We start from the raw sequence: 16757 nt of genomic DNA, 5'->3' as shown, positions 1-16757 counted from the left end.
AATCTTGTTTAAAACAGAACCTCCTTTATAAGTATTTTCCTCCCAGCCTCTTATTCTGGAACACGTTCATCATAGGAAGGGAATTCTGCTGTACATTAAAATGATACCAGAGCTTAAGGAAGGATTCCCTAAGTGGAAGCACATTCCTGTTAATGTGTTTTGGCGCTATTTTACCAAAACAGGTGTAAAAGGAAGATTAGTCCTGGCTGCGCTCTAGTTCAATAAAGAAGGAAGTACCCACGTTTTCCTGACTTTCCATCCAGATTCTTCCCTGATGCAAGTTTACAATCTGCTTTACAATAAAGAGCCCCAAACCGGTGGTAGATTCCCCTTCGGTGCCCTGCCGGTTCGCATTGGTGAACTTATCAAACACAGTGGACTTCAACTTTTCTGGTATACCTATGCCGTTATCTTTCACGTGCAACAAGGCGTATTTTCCTTGTTCGGTTAAGGTAATATCTACCTTTCCACCTGGTTTTGTAAATTTAACCGCATTTGAAAGCAGATTTTCCATAACCCTGGAAAATTTTTCCTGGTTGATGTTGGCATAAACCGGCAATTCTGGGTAACTGAAACTTACTTCAACGCCCTTCTTTTTGGCATCTACTCCCAATGCTGCCAGCTCGGTTTGAAAAAACCCATTCAATTCTGTTTTTTCAAAATAAGCATTAGGGTTCATGTCTCCTATGAACAACAGATCTTTGATAATGGCAAATGCTTTTTTGCAGGTTTCTGAGATTAGCCCAATAAACGTGAGGCTTTCCTTTTTCTCCTCTACAACCAAATCCTTAGAGTTCACCAGATTTTCCTTCAGGTACTCCGTTAAGAGGCTTATGTTATTAATGGGATTTTTAAGGTCATGGGCCACCATGTGCAGAATGGTTTCCTGAGCCTCATACAGTTTCTTGAGGTTCTGCTCTAATGCTTTACGGTCTTTGATATTCTCTACAATGGTATACCCCAGGTTAGCGCCATTATCCCTGAAAATCATAGACGTGACCTGCACCCAAAGTCCTGCCCCGTCTTTTTTGATAAGGCAGGTCTCTATCTGGAAAGAAGGAATTTGTCTTGTCCAGAGATGTTCCTGTAGATCAACCCAATGATGGACAAAATCCGGGTGGGCAAAGTCAATCACTTTGGACCCCACCAGTTCCTGCTCTGAGTAGCCCAGCATGTCCTGCAGGGATTTATTAACCTGAATGATTTTAAGGTCTGGCGCAATGATCTTATTGCCTAGTTTAGACTGACTGAAAATAGTCTCAAAGCGCGATTGGCTTTCCTCGTACCTGTCTTCAATGGCAATCTGCTCTTTCAGCTTGAACAGGGCCTCTGCTATATCAGCACGTAATTGTTTGTTTTCTTCCCGCAGAACTCGGTTTTGTTCCTCTAACTGACGTTGCTTGTCAATTAAGTTGCCTTCAAGTTTATTCTGGGTTGACATAGATGCTGATTTAAAGTAAAGAATAGAAAAAAAGGGGACCTTTTATTCTAAATATTGGGCTGATGCAGCTTACAAAAGAAGACACGTTGGAAAGGTTGTGCCATGTAACCTAAAGGTCTCAGGTTACCTGTTAGTTCTGTACCTTTCAAAGATAATCTAATTTAATTAGAGCTGTGTTTTCTGAAGTGAATACGCTTTTTGGGAAAAGCAGTTATTTTCTTCTGTGCAGAGCTTTTCAGGAAAAGAAATGTATTGAACTTGGCAAAAATTATTGAAGAAAAATAAAGCATTCCAGAACAGGAGAATCATGGAAATGGGTAGAGAGAAATGACTTCTATTTCAAGATCAACTTCCGGAAAAGAGCCTTAAAACAATAAACAAGCAGTATAAGAGGAAAAAGCCGGAAGAGAATCCGTTGGGGTAAGGGCAAAAAAAAGCGGCAAACCGAGTATCGCGCCGCTCAACCACCTACCCTTGCTCCCTTCCGGGCCTGGGGGAGTTCAGCAGGAGCTGGCCGTACCGATTTGCCGTTGCAAAGATACGAAGGCTTTGGTTCAGCGCAAGCTGTTTCTGCTTTAATTTTAAAGATTTACCCCAAAAACAGGTAATACCGCAACAGATCAGGAAGTTACATTTTCTCTGGCTTAGCGCAGCAGCAGCTAGGCGAAAGTAATGTTTATAAAAAGGGAAAGGGAGCTTTTAAAATAACAACTCCCTTTCTCATTACATTTTGAAGAAGCTTTAAACGATCAAGATTTTGAAACTTTGATGTTTTCAAAGCTAATGTTCAGGTTTCTGCTGGAGCCGCTGCTTTTTAAGGCATTTCCCTCCCGGTTAGGAAAAGAGTATTCAGGCACGTAGTACTCCAGGCCCAGTTTCAAGTTCGTTAAAGACCCGCTTAGAACCTGGGTAGCGGCATCATATTGCAAGTTGGCCGTTCCATCCAGCACGGTAACACAACCCGGCGACATGGCGCCGCTTCCATCAGAAAAGGTCTGGCCATTATGCACGCACACTATGGAAGCATCCTTTAAGCTAAGGCTTGCGGGTAAGTTAAGCACCGTCCGGTTTTTAAAGTGGAGCGACACCCATGATCTGGCGTTCACGGTAGCAGTATCCCTGAAGTAAAGGGTTACGCCATTGTTCTCCTCAATAAAGTAAGCTTCCAGTTTATTCTGAGTAGAAACTTTGTAGGTTTTGCCTCTCCAATTCTCATAAGCTTCAGGATACATGTTCCTGTAATTAGCATCCAGTTTAATGCTGTCTACTAAAGAGAAGTTGGTTTGCATAGGACCCGCCTCAGGAGTTGGCTCAGTGTCAGATTCACATGCCCCTAAAAAGGAGGCACTCAAGAGAATGCCTAAGGTGACACGCAACGGAAGAAGTAAAGCTTTTAACATAATCTATGTTTAAAGAGATAGTTTATCTGTTCAAGCGGAAGAAGTTTGCAAGATTCGCCTTCCAACTTTTGGCTGCATTTGTCTTTACAAAAGCTGTGCCTTCTTTTTGATTTCGTGAAGAAAGGGATTTTGATTGATAGAACTTTTGAAAATTTCTGTCAACCGGGCAAAAGTACCTTTCAACTTACATCCTTGACAGGTACTCCCTCTTTCCCCCCTACTCCCCTGCAATTTCATTTTCAAGTATAAACAAGGCCTCGTACCTTTGCACATGCCAGAAAAAATTCTCATCCTCGATTTCGGGTCCCAGTACACCCAACTGATTGCCCGTCGCGTCCGCGAGCTTAACGTTTACTGCGAAATCCACCCATTCAATAAAATTCCGGAAATCACCCCAGATCTGAAGGGTGTGATCCTTTCCGGAAGCCCGTCATCGGTGCGGGAAGAAAATTATCCTAATCCAGACATCAATCCGTTTTTGGGTAATTTGCCTGTACTTGGGGTTTGCTACGGTGCCCAGTTAATGGCGCAGGAAGGCGGCGGCGAGGTAATTGCCTCTACCATCAGGGAGTACGGCCGTGCCAAGCTGAACCATGTTGATCAGCATAACCGCTTATTCAAAGAAATCACCATTGACTCTCAGGTTTGGATGTCGCACGGCGACACCATCAAGCAGGTACCTGAGAACTTCGAGATCATCGCCAGCACTGATTCAGTGGAAGTGGCGGCTTATAAAGTAAAAGACCAGGAAACGTACGGCATCCAGTTCCACCCAGAGGTAACCCACTCTGCTGAAGGCAAGACCCTGCTGCGTAACTTTGTGGTGCACATTAGTGGTTGCTCGCAGGACTGGACTCCAGATATCTTCATAGAAAGTACCGTGGCCGAGTTGCGCGAGCAAATTGGCAATGATAAAGTAATCCTGGGCCTTTCAGGTGGAGTTGATTCTTCAGTAGCGGCCATGCTCATTCACCAAGCCATTGGCAAGAACCTGTACTGCATCTTTGTGGACAACGGCTTGCTGCGCAAGAACGAGTTTGAAGACGTGCTCCATTCTTACAAAGACATGGGCTTGAACGTGAAAGGCGTAGATGCCAAAGACCAGTTCTACTCCTCATTGGCCGGCTTAACTGATCCAGAGGCAAAGCGTAAAGCCATTGGCCGGGTGTTTATTGAAGTATTCGACCAGGAATCGCACCAGGTAGAAGATGCCAAATGGTTAGGACAGGGTACCATCTACCCAGACGTAATTGAGTCGGTTTCGGTGAAAGGTCCTTCGGCCACTATCAAATCACACCACAATGTGGGCGGTCTGCCAGACTTCATGAAACTGAAAGTAGTGGAGCCGCTGAAGACATTATTTAAAGACGAAGTGCGTTTAGTTGGCAAGACTCTGGGCATTGCTGATACTATCATTGGCCGGCACCCGTTCCCGGGACCAGGTTTAGCCATTCGCATCTTGGGCGACATCACCCCTGAGAAAGTAGCCATCTTACAGGAAGTGGATCATATCTTCATTTCTTCGCTGAAGCGTACCGGTTTGTATGACCAGGTTTGGCAGGCGGGCGCCATGCTACTTCCTATCCAGAGCGTGGGCGTGATGGGCGATGAGCGTACGTATGAACGGGTAGTTGCCCTACGTGCTGTAACCAGCGTAGACGGTATGACCGCCGACTGGTGCCATTTGCCGTATGAGTTTTTGGCGGATGTATCTAATGAGATCATCAACAAAGTGCGTGGGGTAAACCGCGTAGTTTATGACATCAGCTCTAAACCACCCGCTACTATTGAGTGGGAATAGGTTTTAGGGGGTAGTTTTCTAAAAATGATGAAGAAACAAATAGTACTTGCCTTAGCCGGTGTAGCCCTGTGTTGGAACGTACAGGCCCAAACCAATGCTGACCTTAACACCCGCCTGCAAAACGGAAAGGTGTTGGTAGACCAGCAGAAGTATGCCTTGGCCATGGCCGAACTATTACCCATTTCCAGTTCTGCCACCGGCAAAAACTATGCTCCTGATGCCGCTTACCTGTACAGTGTGGCAGCGATGCGGCAAAAGAAATATGCCGAAGCAGATAAGATGCTCACGCAACTTATCTCTGAGCATTCCAACTGGGGCGGGCTAGCCGATGCGCAATACCTGCACGGGCAAGTACTATTTGAAAAGAAAGAATACCTGCGGGCCCTGAACGCTCTGGCTTCTATTGATGAAAAATCATTAGCCGATGAAGTGGCGGCCATGAAGCGGCATTACATGATGCTGCTCACTGATAAAGCCACGTTCCAGTACCTGATGCGCCAGTTCCCGGAAGACGCCACTCTGGTGAAAGCCTACGCAGACAAATTGGTTTCCGGCTGGTTTACAGAGCAGGACCGTCCGCAATTGGAGGCGTTGGTCCGTCAGTTCAAGTTAGATCGTGGGTACCTGCAAAGGACGGCGGCTATTAAGAAAAGCGCTTACAACGTAGCGGTGCTTTTGCCTTTCAATGTTTCTGACAAAGGCATAAAAGTAGACAAAAAGAACCTGTTCATCACAGATTTCTACGCAGGGATACTTTCTGCCAAAGATTCTTTGGCAAAGCAAGGAATGCAGGTGAATGTGTACCCGTATGACACCAGCAATGACACCGCGCAGGTGAGGCAAATCATGGAACTCCCAGAGTTGGGTACTATGGATTTAGTTGTTGGTCCTATCTATAAAGGCAACAGTGCATTTGCAGCCAAGATAGCCCAGAAACGGAGCCTCAACATGGTGAACCCTTTCTCTGATGACGCTGACGTCACCAAAGGCAACCCGTACCTGTACCTCATGGAAACGTCGGTGGCTACGCAAGGCCAACGCGCCGCGGCCTACGCGTACCAAACCTTCCCTAAAAAAACGGCGGTGATTGTGTATGACAGCGAGAAAAACGACACCACTTTTGCTGGAAACTTCAGACGCGCCTACACCGTCTTGGGAGGAAAAGTACAGACTTTCCAGAAGATCAATTCCAAAGCCAACGGTAACGTGGGCACCGCTTTGGGAGCTGCCAACCTGAAAGATGCCGGGGTTGTGGTAGTGCAATCAACGGCGGCAAACGTGGCCAGTAGTACGGTGAGCTTTCTGGAGCAACGGGCTTCCAAAGTTCCGGTGCTGGTTCCACAAAGCTGGCTTGAAAACAACCAGATCGGGTTTGACCAGTTAGATTTCCTGGAGATGTATTTCATAGCACCCAAGTACATTGACCTGGAGAACCCGGCGGTACAGAGTTACAAACAAGCCTATACCACCCGTTATAAATTACCTCCTTCTGCATTCACGTATACCGGCTTTGAGCTGATGAACTACTATGGACGTCAATTGCAGGAATCAGGCTACTCTGCCCCGCCTAAATTAAGCGGCGTGCAGCCCGCCGTGTTTTACCAGGGCATTGGCTACCAAACCCAAGACGGAAGACAAGCTCAGGACAATCAATACGTCCCCATCCTAAAAATAGAGAATGGACGTTTGCTGGTAGTAAACCCGGTGCTTTAACATATTGGGGAAATAACTGTTTGAATAGTGAGGTGTAGAATTCTTTCTATCACTCATTCTTACAATCTCCCCTTCAATCAATTACTCAATAACTATACATGTCATTAATCCATAAAACCAGTCAGGATCTATTTCACCGTGCCCAGCAGTCTATTCCGGGAGGTGTAAATTCTCCGGTACGTGCTTTCAGAGCGGTAGGCGGTCAGCCGCTTTTCCTGAAATCGGCCAAAGGCCCATACCTTTTTGACGAGGACGGAAACCAATATCTGGATTTGATCAATTCCTGGGGACCTATGATTTTGGGACACGCCCATGAGATGGTAGAAAAAGCCGTTCGGGATGCCTTACCGGGTTCTCTTTCCTTTGGTGCCCCTACCCGCCGCGAAGTGGAAATGGCCGAGCTCATCATCAGCATGGTGCCCAGTGTAGAGAAAGTGCGGATGGTGAACTCTGGTACAGAAGCAACCATGTCAGCCATTCGGGTGGCGCGAGGTTTTACCGGCAGAGACAAGATCATTAAGTTCGAGGGCTGTTACCACGGCCACGGGGACTCTTTCCTGATTGCAGCAGGCAGCGGAGCCATTACGTTAGGGGTTCCGGATAGCCCTGGGGTTACTAAAGGCGTTGCCAATGATACCCTTACCGCTCCCTATAATGATCTGGCGGCGGTGCAAACGTTAATTGACGCCAACCCGGCGCAGATTGCAGCTATCATCTTGGAGCCCGTAGTAGGCAACATGGGCTTGGTTGCTCCAGCCGAAGGTTTCCTGCAAGGGCTGCGTGACTTGTGCACCAAAGAAAACATTGTCTTGATTTTTGATGAGGTAATGACAGGCTTTAGATTAGCCAAAGGCGGAGCGCAAGAGTTATATGGTGTGACTCCTGACATGACCACCCTTGGTAAAATCATTGGCGGCGGTATGCCTGTTGGGGCGTACGGCGGAAAAAAAGAAATCATGAACGCTGTGGCTCCGGCCGGACCTGTGTACCAGGCGGGTACGCTTTCGGGCAACCCGATTGCCATGTCGGCAGGGATGGCGGCCTTGTCTTACCTGAACGAACACCCTGAGGTGTACACCCAGCTACAGCACATCACTGACAAACTGGTGAATGGCACCATGCTAAACATGAAGCAACTGGGGCTGAACTACACCATCAACCAGGTAGGCTCTATGTACAGTTTGTTTTTCACGGAGCACCCTGTCACTGATTTTGCTTCAGCCAAGACATCTGATCTGGAATTATTTGGAAGGTACTTCCATGAGATGCTTCAGCGAGGTATTTACCTGGCGCCCTCCCAGTTTGAAACCCTGTTTGTTTCTGCCGCCATCACTGATGAGCTCGCTGATTCATATTTAGCAGCGAACCTGGAAGCCCTACAGGCTTTGAAGGCCTAATTCTAAAAACGAGCTAAAAGCAGAAGCGGCACTTGAAAATATTCAGGTGCCGCTTCTGCTTTTATGGTAAACGAGCAGGGTTTTACTCAAGCTTTGAACGAAGGTAGTTAAGACAGAAGCCTATCACCATAAAGGTAGAAGTAACCATCAGGAGTAAGAAAACAAGGTTTCCTCTGGAGAAAAGACTTTGCCTGAAGAAATCGGTCATAGCCATTACCATCAACCCCACACAAATAACCCAAACTACTACCACCAACACCAGTTGCTTTTTGGTTGGATGGCTTACCCATGTTTTCTTTCCGTTTTCCATAAATTGACCTCTTTTCATAGCTCACTGTACTTCATTACAGCTATCAAGCTAATTTTACCTAATCCTCATGAATACGGATATGCTCCATTAATAGCTTATTTAGGTGGTGCCTGTTCTATTTAGCAGCAAACTATATTTGTTCGTAGTAAAGCCATAAGTATACAGCATCAGGTGTACCTCCAAAAGGCTATTTCTAAAATAAAGACCAAGTTAAAATAAATACACTTGCCCATGACGTCCTTTTTTGAGCTGAAGAAATACGGAACAACGGTACAAACGGAGGTCATTGCGGGTGTGTCCTCTTTCCTGGCTACTTCCTACATCATTGTGGTGAACCCAAGTATCCTGAGCCAGGCCGGAATGCCTTTTGCGGCCGTTTTGACGGCTACGGTTATGGTTTGTTTCTTCAGCAGTCTTCTCATGGGCGTGTATGCCAGGAACCCGATTCTGGTAGCACCCGGTATGGGTTTAAACGCTTTCTTCACGTTCACTGCAGTGTTGGGCTTGAATGTGCCCTGGCCTGTAGCGTTGGGAGCCGTATTCTGGTCTGGAATTGTGTTTCTGCTGCTATCAGCTTTTAATATCAGGACCTACATCATCAAGGCTATTCCACGTCCATTGCGCTACGCAATTGCGGCAGGTATTGGGTTGTTTATCTCCCTCATTGGGTTTTCCAATGCTAAATTTGTGGTGTCTAACCCGGCTACCATCATTGGGGTTGGAGAGTTGACGCCTGCCGTGCTCACGTTTATTGCCGGGCTTTTGGTAACCGCCGTGCTGGTGACAAAACAGGTAAAAGGAGGTATTCTGATCGGGATTCTGTTCACCACGCTGGCGGCTTACCCCATTGGCAGATGGTGGGGAGTGGAAACAGGCGGGGCAGGTGCCCTCATTAACTGGAACGGCCTATTTGCGGCACCTGATTTCAGTCTGCTTTTCCAATTAGACCTGGTAAACTCCCTGCAATGGGCGGTGGTGCCCATAATTTTCGCCTTTGTCTTCACCGATATGTTTGACAGTCTCTCCACCCTGGTGGGGCTGGCCGAGGCTGCCAACCTGCTGGATGAACGCGGCGAACCCCGTAATGTAAAACGTTCTCTCATGGTAGATGCCATTGCCACTACCATGGCTGGCCTGGTGGGTTCCAGTCCCGGTACAGCGTACATTGAATCGGCAGTAGGGATTGAGGCTGGCGGACGGACGGGTCTCACTGCGGTAGTGGGTGCCCTGCTCTTTCTACCGTTCCTTTTCCTGGCTCCGCTCCTCTCGGTAATCCCGGCAATTGCCACTGCTCCGGCGGTAGTATTGGTTGGCGTGTTCATGGTGCGGCCGGTGACGAAGATAAACTGGCAGCAACTGGATGAGGCAATTCCAGCCTTTCTGGCCATGGTGCTCATTCCCTTTTCCTACTCCATCACCCAAGGCATTATCTGGGGGTTCCTTTCCTGGACAGCCTTGAAACTCATCTCGGGCAAACGGCAGGATGTTACCTTGCCTCTGCTCATTGTAGATGTATTCTGTATCCTTGCCCTCGTGCTGGAATAGTAGATTGCTTTAACCCTGTTTTTCAAAATATAGCCTCAAAGCAGAAGGTCTCCCTAGTGTTTCTCTCCCATACCTCTCCGAGACTACGTCTTTTTTCCTGTTCACAGCTCTGCCTGTTCATGAAGGATCTGGCTACCAGATGAGATAAAAACTAACCTTCGGTTAAACTTGTCTTCGGCTAGTCGGTTTTCCTTTTAATTCATCCAAACCAAAACACTTAAGAAAGGGAAAAATAAAAATTATCTAGTATTCGGCGGCTCATCGGATATCGGTAAAGAATTGGTACACCTTCTTTCAAAAGAAGAGAACCGGATATACGCCACCTATAACCAACATCCTGTACAGGCAGAAGCTTCAGGAACGGAATACCATTTTTTGGACGTACTGGCTGAGGAACTGGACCTCTCCTTTTTGCCTGAAGTTCTGGATGGGTTTGTGTATTGCCCCGGAAGTATCAACCTGGTACCTTTTCACCGGATTAAACCCTCAGATTTCCTGGCTGATTTTCAACTGCAGGTGAATGGAGCCATCAAGATATTGCAAGCCATTCTCCCCAAGTTGAAGGCTGCAGGAACAGCTTCCATTGTTTTCTTTTCCACGGTGGCGGTACAAACCGGATTCATCTTTCACTCTCAGGTGGCGGTTTCTAAAGGAGCCATTGAAGGACTAACCAGAGCTTTGTCGGCCGAATTCGCTCCTTCCATTCGGGTCAATGCCATTGCCCCATCCCTCACCGATACTCCCTTAGCGGCTAAATACCTGAACACCGAGGAGAAAATACAGGCCAATGCCCAAAGACATCCCTTGAAAAAATTAGGCACTCCGCAGGACATTGCAGAGATGGCAGCTTTCTTGTTATCAGAAAAATCTGCCTGGATGACTGGTCAAATCCTACACGTAGACGGCGGGGTGTCCAGCATCAGGGGTTAAGTTCTTTCTTTTGTGATCTTCTTAAAGGAATCATCTGAAAAGGCTTTTGGGCCGTTTTCTTTAAAAGTATGCCAAAGGAAATCTATATTTGATTTATAGGTTTCTCACTATCCCCTCAATAGCTATGGCAAAAGAACATCTGCATAAATTCAACATAGACATCAAAGTGTCTGAGGCCGACATTGATGCATTGGGCCACGTGAACAACGTAGTGTATGTGCGGTGGGTGCAGGAGGTTTCTACGGCGCATTGGGAACACGTAGCCCCGCCTCAAATGCAGGAGAAGTATCTGTGGGTGGTACTTCGGCACGAAATAGATTTTCATAAACCCGCTTTTCAGGAAGACACCATTACAGGGTATACCTGGGTGGGCGAGCACCAAGGCGCCAAGTTTGAGCGCTTCGTAAGTTTGTACCGGGCCGGTACTCAGGAACTGTTAGCTGCGGCTAAAACCACCTGGTGCTTAATAGATGCCCAATCCATGCGCCCCAAACGCATTGAAAAAGAAATGCTGGATTTGCTATAGACCAACTCTACAGCTGATGTTACCATTTAAAGTATAACTGGCAATTGAATGGCCAAAGCTTTAGTATTCAAGCAGGTCTATTGTTTCGCATTAAATCACATAATGAATATAGAAAAGAGTAAAGCTGGAGGATCATACAACCACCAATTACTGAGAACAGCCTTCACAATCATTTTAATGGCTGCTCATACTCTCGTGATGGGGCAAGTGAGGTTACCAAAGGTATTCAGTGACAACATGGTCCTGCAGAGGGAAATTGATATTCCGGTTTGGGGTACTTCCACTGCTACGGGGGAGATCACGGTTGAATTAGGCGGAAATAGAGTAAAGGCGGCGCCCGGACAAGATGGGAAATGGATACTACGAATGCCCCGGATGCAGGCCGGTGGTCCGCACGTCATGAAGGTGTATGAAGGAAGCCAAACTAAACCCGTCATCACGTTCAACAATGTGCTGATTGGGGATGTGTGGCTGGCCTCGGGGCAATCTAACATGGAATGGCAGGTACAGCAATCCATGAATGCAGAAACTGAGATAAAGAATGCCAATTACCCCGCCATTCGCTTATTCAATGTTCCCCATGATAAAAAGACGAAAGTACAGCAAGATGTACTTGGCGGGTCCTGGATACCGCTAGACTCGGCTGGGGTGAAGACTGCTTCGGCGGTGGCTTACTTCTTTGCCAGAGATCTGCACCTTGACCTCAAGGTACCAATTGGCATAGTGCAGGCAACCTGGGGCGGCACCCCTGTTGAAGCCTGGACCAGCCGGGAACAATTGCTTTCCTCCCCCATCTCCCACAACAGAATTTTGCTCAACGATTCTATATCTGAAAAGCATTTCATTCAGGATAGCCTGGATCTGGTTCGCTTCTGGGACATCGTTTACAACCCCAAAAACAAAACAGCTAAGACCATCCCTAACCGGAGGTTTAATGATTCAAAGTGGCCGGAGGTAGTGATGCCCGCTACCCTCAAAGACATGAACATGGCGGGGTATGAAGGAATGGTGTGGTTGCGGAAGAAAATAACCATTCCGCAGAACATGATCGGGAAGGAATTGACTCTTGACCTTGGACACCCTGAGATGAATTACTCTTTGTACGTCAACGGCCAGGAGATTGCAAAGAATGTATGGAACGCTAATTTCAAGCACCAGTACCGCATTCCGGCCAGATTTGTGAAGCAAGGCGAAAACGTAATCGCCGTCCGGATGGCATTTCTATGGGGAGGCGGTGGCTTCAACCCTCCGGCTGAAGAAATGTTTCTTACAGACGGCACCTTCAAAATAAACTTGACCGGGCCTTGGAAATACCGGATAGACCTGGAACCCACCATCCCTAAAATCCAGAACTACCACCGATCCCCTACCTTTCTGTTCAACGCCATGATCAACCCCATTGTCCCCTTCGGGATCAAGGGGTTCATCTGGTACCAGGGGGAAGACAATGTTTCCGCTCCGCTGGATTACCGCACCTTGTTTCCGATGATGATTAGTGATTGGCGTATTAGGTGGCAGCAGGGTTACTTGCCCTTCCTGTTTGTACAACTGGCCAACTACATGAAGGTGAAGCCCGAACCCTCAGAAAGCGATTGGGCAACCCTCCGCGAAACACAGACCATGGCACTAGCCCAACCCAATACCGGAATGGCCAGCATCATTGACATTGGGGAAGCTGACAACATTCACCCGCAGAACAAGCAGGAAGTGGGCAGAAGGCTTGCCCTGGTGGCCAAAAACCTGGTCTACCACAAGCCCGTGCAGGCCTCTGGCCCTATGTACCAAAGCTATGAAATTGAAGACGATAAGATTAAAGTCCAGTTCTCCCAGACTGGCGCAGGGTTAGCGGCCAATGGGAATGAACCTCTAAAAGGATTTGCCATTGCTGGTCCTGACCATAAGTTTTACTGGGCAACGGCAGTCATAGAGGGGAACAAGGTACTTGTCAGTTCTGAGAAGGTAAAGAACCCGGTGGCGGTACGCTATGCCTGGGCCGATAATCCTGATTGCAACCTCATCAATAAAGACGGCCTACCAGCTATCCCCTTCCGCACAGATAAATGGAACGCCACAGCTGAACAATAACCCTTCTATATACCTAAAACTTCCAAAAAAACACCTTTTGTGCAGGTCATCTACAAAATCACATACCCGAACGGGAAAATCTATATTGGGCAAGACCGTACAGATGATATCAACTATTTTGGAAGCGCCAACAGTGAGTTGATAGCTAAAGATTTCACAAGAGAGCAGAGAATGGATTTTATCATTAGGAGGGAGATTCTGTGGCAATCAGAGGAAGCTTCGGTGCAGGAAATCACTTTGAAGGAAATTGAATTCATCAGGACCTTCAACTCCAATGATCCTGCTATTGGGTATAACCGCTGGCCTAAATTTAAAATTTGAGGTTAATTCTGTTTCATGCCTGTTTATAAGAAAACAGGCCTAAAGCAAAAGCTGTTATTCCTTTCTATTTTCTGTTTGGTTGATTGAAGCGCTGAGTTTCTTTTAAAGACTAAGAAATGCTAAAGAAGTGTTATGCCCTGCCTTCTTTAATTCATTTTCTTTGAAGTTCATCACATACAAAACTATGTCGCTCAAGAAGATTATTCCGGCCCTTTTACTGGTGGGAAGTAGTTATGTAGCATCCGGACAAGCGGTAAAAGAACATGGGGCTTTACGCGTTGAAGGGACACAATTGGTAAACAAAGCAGGTCAGCCAGTGGTACTGAGAGGCATGAGCTTTGGCTGGCACAATTTCTGGCCTCGCTTCTACACCCCAGAGACAGTTAGTTGGTTGAAAAAAGACTGGAAGATAAACGTTGTTAGGGCAGCCATGGGCATTGAGCCCAATAACGGGTACAAGCAAAAGCCTGAATGGTCTAAAGAAAAAGTTAGAGCCGTGGTAAACGGTGCCATCAAAGAAAACATTTACGTGATCATTGACTGGCACAGCCATAACATCAACCTGCCAGAGGCCAAAGCCTTCTTCACCGAAATGGCCCAAACCTACGGCAAGAACCCGCACGTGATCTATGAGATCTTCAACGAACCCGATGAGGAAACCTGGCCAGAGGTCAAAGCTTATTCAGAGGAACTCATCAAGACCATTAGGGCCATTGACCCAGACAACATCATCTTGGTAGGAACCCCGCATTGGGACCAGGACGTGCACCTCGCCGCCGATGATCCTCTACAAGGAGTCACAAACGTAATGTACACGCTGCATTTTTACGCTGCCACCCACAAACAGGAACTTAGGAACCGGGGAGATTACGCCCTCAGCAAAGGCCTTCCACTTTTTATTTCAGAATCGGCGGGGATGGAAGCCACGGGTGACGGACCTTTGAATGAAGAGGAATGGCAGAAATGGATTGATTGGGCGGAGAAAAATAAAATAAGTTGGGTGACCTGGTCGGTGTCAGACAAGAACGAGACCTGTTCGGTGCTGCTTCCTTCTGCCTCTTCCACTGGCCAGTGGAAAAACTCTGATTTAAAACCCTCTGGCATTAAAAGCCGCGAGTTGATCAGGAAGTACGCTTCTCAACCTATAAAGAAAAATCAATCCAAGCGGAAGTAGTGCTACCTTTTCATAAGCACAGAGTGCCATAACTTCAGAGTACGTCCTTTTTAAAACGCCCTGTACTAACCTCCATTTAGAAGAAGTGCCGGGGGTTTTGAGCTTATTTTAAAGGATCTGGCTTCAAAACGCTTCTCCCCTTCTCCAGCCATGGCAAGAACCGGATTTTACGTGTACCTTGCAGCTTGAATTTAAGCTCACAACCCGCATGATCCTCACCGACCGTCAGATTCTGGAAGAGATAGAAAAAGGCACTATTCTGATTGAACCTTATGACCGCACCTGCCTGGGTACCAACTCCTATGACGTCCATTTAGGCAAATACCTGGCCTCTTACAAAGACGAGGTGCTGGATGCCCGCAAGCACAACCAGATAGAGGTATTTGAGATACCGGAGGAAGGCTACATCCTGGAACCCGGCCGCTTGTACCTTGGCGTAACAGAGGAGTATACTGAAACCCACGCGCATGTGCCCTTCTTAGAAGGAAAATCAAGTGTAGGTCGTTTGGGCATTGACATTCACGCTACCGCTGGTAAAGGGGATGTGGGGTTCTGTAACCATTGGACCTTAGAAATATCAGTGAGCCAGAAAGTACGCGTGTACCATAACATGCCCATTGGGCAGCTGATTTACTTTGTGGTAAACGGAGGCATTGAGAACTACTACAACCAAAAAAGCAACGCCAAATACAATCAACGCTCAGTGTACCCCGTGGAGTCCATGATGTGGAAGAACAAGTTCTAGATTGTCCATTTCACCTCTTGGTTTAAGTAATTGCATAAAACCAACTTTTACCTTGCAATAGACAAAGAACTTTATTTTCAAGCAGTTAAATAAGGTTTATAAGGAAACAAACGGCCGGGTAGCACGTTCATTTTTACAGGAAGCCAACTTTTTTGCTGTCGGTTTTGTTCTAAAAAAGATGGCACAGGAATTGTGTAATAACTCTCAAAACTGAACGACCATGAAAAGATTTGTGTATACCTTAGCCCTTGTTCTCCTAGTAAGCATCACCTCCTTTGCACAAAGTGGAGGAACAGCTGAACAACGTGCCAAGAACCTTTCAGATAAAATGATCCGTGAGTTGCAGTTGAACAACTTTCAGTCCAGAAAACTGCGTGAGATCAACCTGAAGAATGCTCAGAAAATGGTTGAGTTTGAAAACAAATTCTCAAACAACCCTACTGAGCTGGAAAAATGTATCAACGGGGTTTGTAAAGAGCGTGACATAGAATTAGAAGGCCTTTTAAGTACCGCTCAGTATTCACAATACTACAGCGCGCGTAAAGCCTTTAACAGCTATGACCGTCAATATGCTTTGCAACTGCAGAAAGAAAACGGAAGAGTGGCCAAAACATTGGTGGCGCAGGATAAAACCGATGCCAAACGGACTTTCCCTCAAACCCAACCAGCCATTATCAAAGAAACTTCAGCTAAAAACTAATCTTTAGCTAGTCATATCCGCTAATGAAAAAAGCCGCTTCTAGGAGCGGCTTTTTTCATTAGCGGATATTTAGGTTACTGAGGGTTTTGCGCAGTGTTACGCTTTTGCTGCTCTTCTACGTGCTGCATCAGCTCCTGGCAAAGGCTTCTCATTTTTTCAGCCATTAGCTTATCATTGGTAGCAGTTTCAAGGCTTTGGGCCATGGCTCCAATGGTGTCAATGTAGAAATACTTCATTTCATCAACAGGCATGTCTTTGGTCCAAAGGTCTATCTTCATGGTACCAGAATCATTGCGGTCCCACAGGGCAATATTGATGGCTTTGGCAAAGTGAATATCGGTACCAGCATCGGTAGCGGTCCAACTGATGGCCTCCGGCACGCGTTGGTCATCCAAAGCAATGCTGAAGTGTATTTCTGATTTTTTCATCTGTTTCAAGGGCTTTTACGCCTATGGCGTTTCTGTTCAAAGCACAAAGGTAAAACGTTTTTCGGAGTTCTGCGGATAGATACACCCTCAATCATGAACCTCTCTCCTATTTTACAGCTAATTTGATCAAAACAGGTTAAAAGCTTGATATACCTTAGTAAATCCCTCAGTAAACCGGTACCTAAATGATGTGGTTCACATACCTTTGAAATCTCCTTTAAACTAATTGGTGCTACAGTTA

General features: G+C 46.7%; 15 protein-coding genes and 1 other RNA gene. 11 read left to right on the top strand and 5 right to left on the bottom strand.

Going from position 1 to position 16757, the window contains the following annotated elements:
- Positions 1 to 196: 196 nt before the first annotated feature.
- The 3 genes from DC20_RS16590 to DC20_RS16580 form a co-directional block, all read right to left on the bottom strand.
- A complete protein-coding gene (locus DC20_RS16590) occupies positions 197 to 1441 on the bottom strand; it encodes a PAS domain-containing sensor histidine kinase (protein WP_062544851.1) in 1245 nt (414 codons plus the stop codon).
- 432 nt (positions 1442 to 1873) lie between these two features.
- Positions 1874 to 1973: signal recognition particle sRNA small type (ffs, locus tag DC20_RS16585), an RNA gene on the bottom strand.
- A gap of 217 nt (positions 1974 to 2190) precedes the next feature.
- A complete protein-coding gene (locus DC20_RS16580) occupies positions 2191 to 2841 on the bottom strand; it encodes a hypothetical protein (protein ID WP_062544850.1) in 651 nt (216 codons plus the stop codon).
- 271 nt (positions 2842 to 3112) lie between these two features.
- Here DC20_RS16580 and guaA point away from each other — a divergent pair, with 271 nt between their 5' ends.
- The 3 genes from guaA to hemL all read left to right on the top strand — a co-directional run bounded on the left by guaA (position 3113) and on the right by hemL (position 7752).
- Positions 3113 to 4642, top strand: a complete 1530-nt coding sequence (guaA, locus tag DC20_RS16575; RefSeq protein ID WP_062544849.1) for a glutamine-hydrolyzing GMP synthase — start codon at positions 3113 to 3115, stop codon at positions 4640 to 4642.
- A 24-nt stretch (positions 4643 to 4666) separates the two neighbouring features.
- On the top strand, positions 4667 to 6355 hold the full coding sequence (locus tag DC20_RS16570; RefSeq protein WP_083470358.1) for an ABC transporter substrate-binding protein: 1689 nt from the start codon (positions 4667 to 4669) through the stop codon (positions 6353 to 6355).
- Positions 6356 to 6453: 98 nt separating this feature from the next.
- Positions 6454 to 7752 (top strand): glutamate-1-semialdehyde 2,1-aminomutase, encoded by a 1299-nt coding sequence (gene hemL / locus DC20_RS16565; RefSeq protein WP_062544847.1) that lies wholly within the window; start codon positions 6454 to 6456, stop codon positions 7750 to 7752.
- An 82-nt stretch (positions 7753 to 7834) separates the two neighbouring features.
- Here the strand turns inward: hemL and DC20_RS16560 are convergent, their stop codons facing one another.
- Complete coding sequence (locus DC20_RS16560) at positions 7835 to 8080, bottom strand: hypothetical protein (protein ID WP_169788196.1); 246 nt, start codon at positions 8078 to 8080, stop codon at positions 7835 to 7837.
- Between the two features lie 213 nt (positions 8081 to 8293).
- Between DC20_RS16560 and DC20_RS16555 the strand changes: the two genes are divergently transcribed.
- The 8 genes from DC20_RS16555 (at position 8294) to DC20_RS16520 (ending at position 16088) form a co-directional block, all read left to right on the top strand.
- Entirely contained in the window at positions 8294 to 9607 is a 1314-nt protein-coding gene (locus DC20_RS16555; RefSeq protein ID WP_062544845.1) for an NCS2 family permease, read from the top strand.
- A 279-nt stretch (positions 9608 to 9886) separates the two neighbouring features.
- Positions 9887 to 10537: an SDR family NAD(P)-dependent oxidoreductase gene (locus DC20_RS16550; protein ID WP_245652234.1), complete on the top strand. Its 651-nt coding sequence runs from the start codon at positions 9887 to 9889 to the stop codon at positions 10535 to 10537.
- A 124-nt stretch (positions 10538 to 10661) separates the two neighbouring features.
- The gene (locus DC20_RS16545) at positions 10662 to 11063 is read left to right on the top strand and encodes an acyl-CoA thioesterase (protein WP_062544843.1); all 402 of its coding nucleotides are present in this window, start codon (positions 10662 to 10664) and stop codon (positions 11061 to 11063) included.
- A gap of 177 nt (positions 11064 to 11240) precedes the next feature.
- Positions 11241 to 13148: a sialate O-acetylesterase gene (locus DC20_RS16540; protein WP_062546009.1), complete on the top strand. Its 1908-nt coding sequence runs from the start codon at positions 11241 to 11243 to the stop codon at positions 13146 to 13148.
- 39 nt (positions 13149 to 13187) lie between these two features.
- Positions 13188 to 13469 (top strand): GIY-YIG nuclease family protein, encoded by a 282-nt coding sequence (locus tag DC20_RS16535; RefSeq protein WP_062544842.1) that lies wholly within the window; start codon positions 13188 to 13190, stop codon positions 13467 to 13469.
- Between the two features lie 184 nt (positions 13470 to 13653).
- Complete coding sequence (locus tag DC20_RS16530; RefSeq protein WP_062546008.1) at positions 13654 to 14643, top strand: glycoside hydrolase family 5 protein; 990 nt, start codon at positions 13654 to 13656, stop codon at positions 14641 to 14643.
- Between the two features lie 208 nt (positions 14644 to 14851).
- On the top strand, positions 14852 to 15388 hold the full coding sequence (gene dcd / locus DC20_RS16525) for a dCTP deaminase (RefSeq protein ID WP_062544841.1): 537 nt from the start codon (positions 14852 to 14854) through the stop codon (positions 15386 to 15388).
- Between the two features lie 220 nt (positions 15389 to 15608).
- Positions 15609 to 16088, top strand: a complete 480-nt coding sequence (locus DC20_RS16520; protein WP_062544840.1) for a hypothetical protein — start codon at positions 15609 to 15611, stop codon at positions 16086 to 16088.
- Positions 16089 to 16162: 74 nt separating this feature from the next.
- Here the strand turns inward: DC20_RS16520 and gldC are convergent, their stop codons facing one another.
- Positions 16163 to 16516 carry a gliding motility protein GldC gene (gldC, locus tag DC20_RS16515; protein WP_062544839.1) on the bottom strand — a complete coding sequence of 118 codons (354 nt, stop codon included), beginning with the start codon at positions 16514 to 16516 and terminating at the stop codon, positions 16163 to 16165.
- Between the last annotated feature and the right edge of the window lie 241 nt (positions 16517 to 16757).

The organism is Rufibacter tibetensis (assembly GCF_001310085.1).
Lineage (GTDB): Bacteria > Bacteroidota > Bacteroidia > Cytophagales > Hymenobacteraceae > Nibribacter > Nibribacter tibetensis.
The sequence above is the reverse complement of the archived record's forward strand: the minus strand, read 5'-3'. Positions and strand labels throughout refer to the sequence as shown.

Excerpts from the sequence above, each read along its gene's own strand:
- guaA (WP_062544849.1), top strand. The coding sequence starts at position 3,113 with ATGCCAGAAAAAATTCTCATCCTCGATTTCGGGTCCCAGTACACCCAA.
- DC20_RS16580 (WP_062544850.1), bottom strand. The coding sequence starts at position 2,841 with ATGTTAAAAGCTTTACTTCTTCCGTTGCGTGTCACCTTAGGCATTCTC.
- DC20_RS16540 (WP_062546009.1), top strand. The coding sequence starts at position 11,241 with ATGGCTGCTCATACTCTCGTGATGGGGCAAGTGAGGTTACCAAAGGTA.
- DC20_RS16570 (WP_083470358.1), top strand. The coding sequence starts at position 4,667 with ATGATGAAGAAACAAATAGTACTTGCCTTAGCCGGTGTAGCCCTGTGT.
- DC20_RS16520 (WP_062544840.1), top strand. The coding sequence starts at position 15,609 with ATGAAAAGATTTGTGTATACCTTAGCCCTTGTTCTCCTAGTAAGCATC.
- dcd (WP_062544841.1), top strand. The coding sequence starts at position 14,852 with ATGATCCTCACCGACCGTCAGATTCTGGAAGAGATAGAAAAAGGCACT.
- hemL (WP_062544847.1), top strand. The coding sequence starts at position 6,454 with ATGTCATTAATCCATAAAACCAGTCAGGATCTATTTCACCGTGCCCAG.
- DC20_RS16590 (WP_062544851.1), bottom strand. The coding sequence starts at position 1,441 with ATGTCAACCCAGAATAAACTTGAAGGCAACTTAATTGACAAGCAACGT.
- DC20_RS16560 (WP_169788196.1), bottom strand. The coding sequence starts at position 8,080 with ATGAAAAGAGGTCAATTTATGGAAAACGGAAAGAAAACATGGGTAAGC.
- gldC (WP_062544839.1), bottom strand. The coding sequence starts at position 16,516 with ATGAAAAAATCAGAAATACACTTCAGCATTGCTTTGGATGACCAACGC.
- DC20_RS16545 (WP_062544843.1), top strand. The coding sequence starts at position 10,662 with ATGGCAAAAGAACATCTGCATAAATTCAACATAGACATCAAAGTGTCT.
- DC20_RS16555 (WP_062544845.1), top strand. The coding sequence starts at position 8,294 with ATGACGTCCTTTTTTGAGCTGAAGAAATACGGAACAACGGTACAAACG.
- DC20_RS16530 (WP_062546008.1), top strand. The coding sequence starts at position 13,654 with ATGTCGCTCAAGAAGATTATTCCGGCCCTTTTACTGGTGGGAAGTAGT.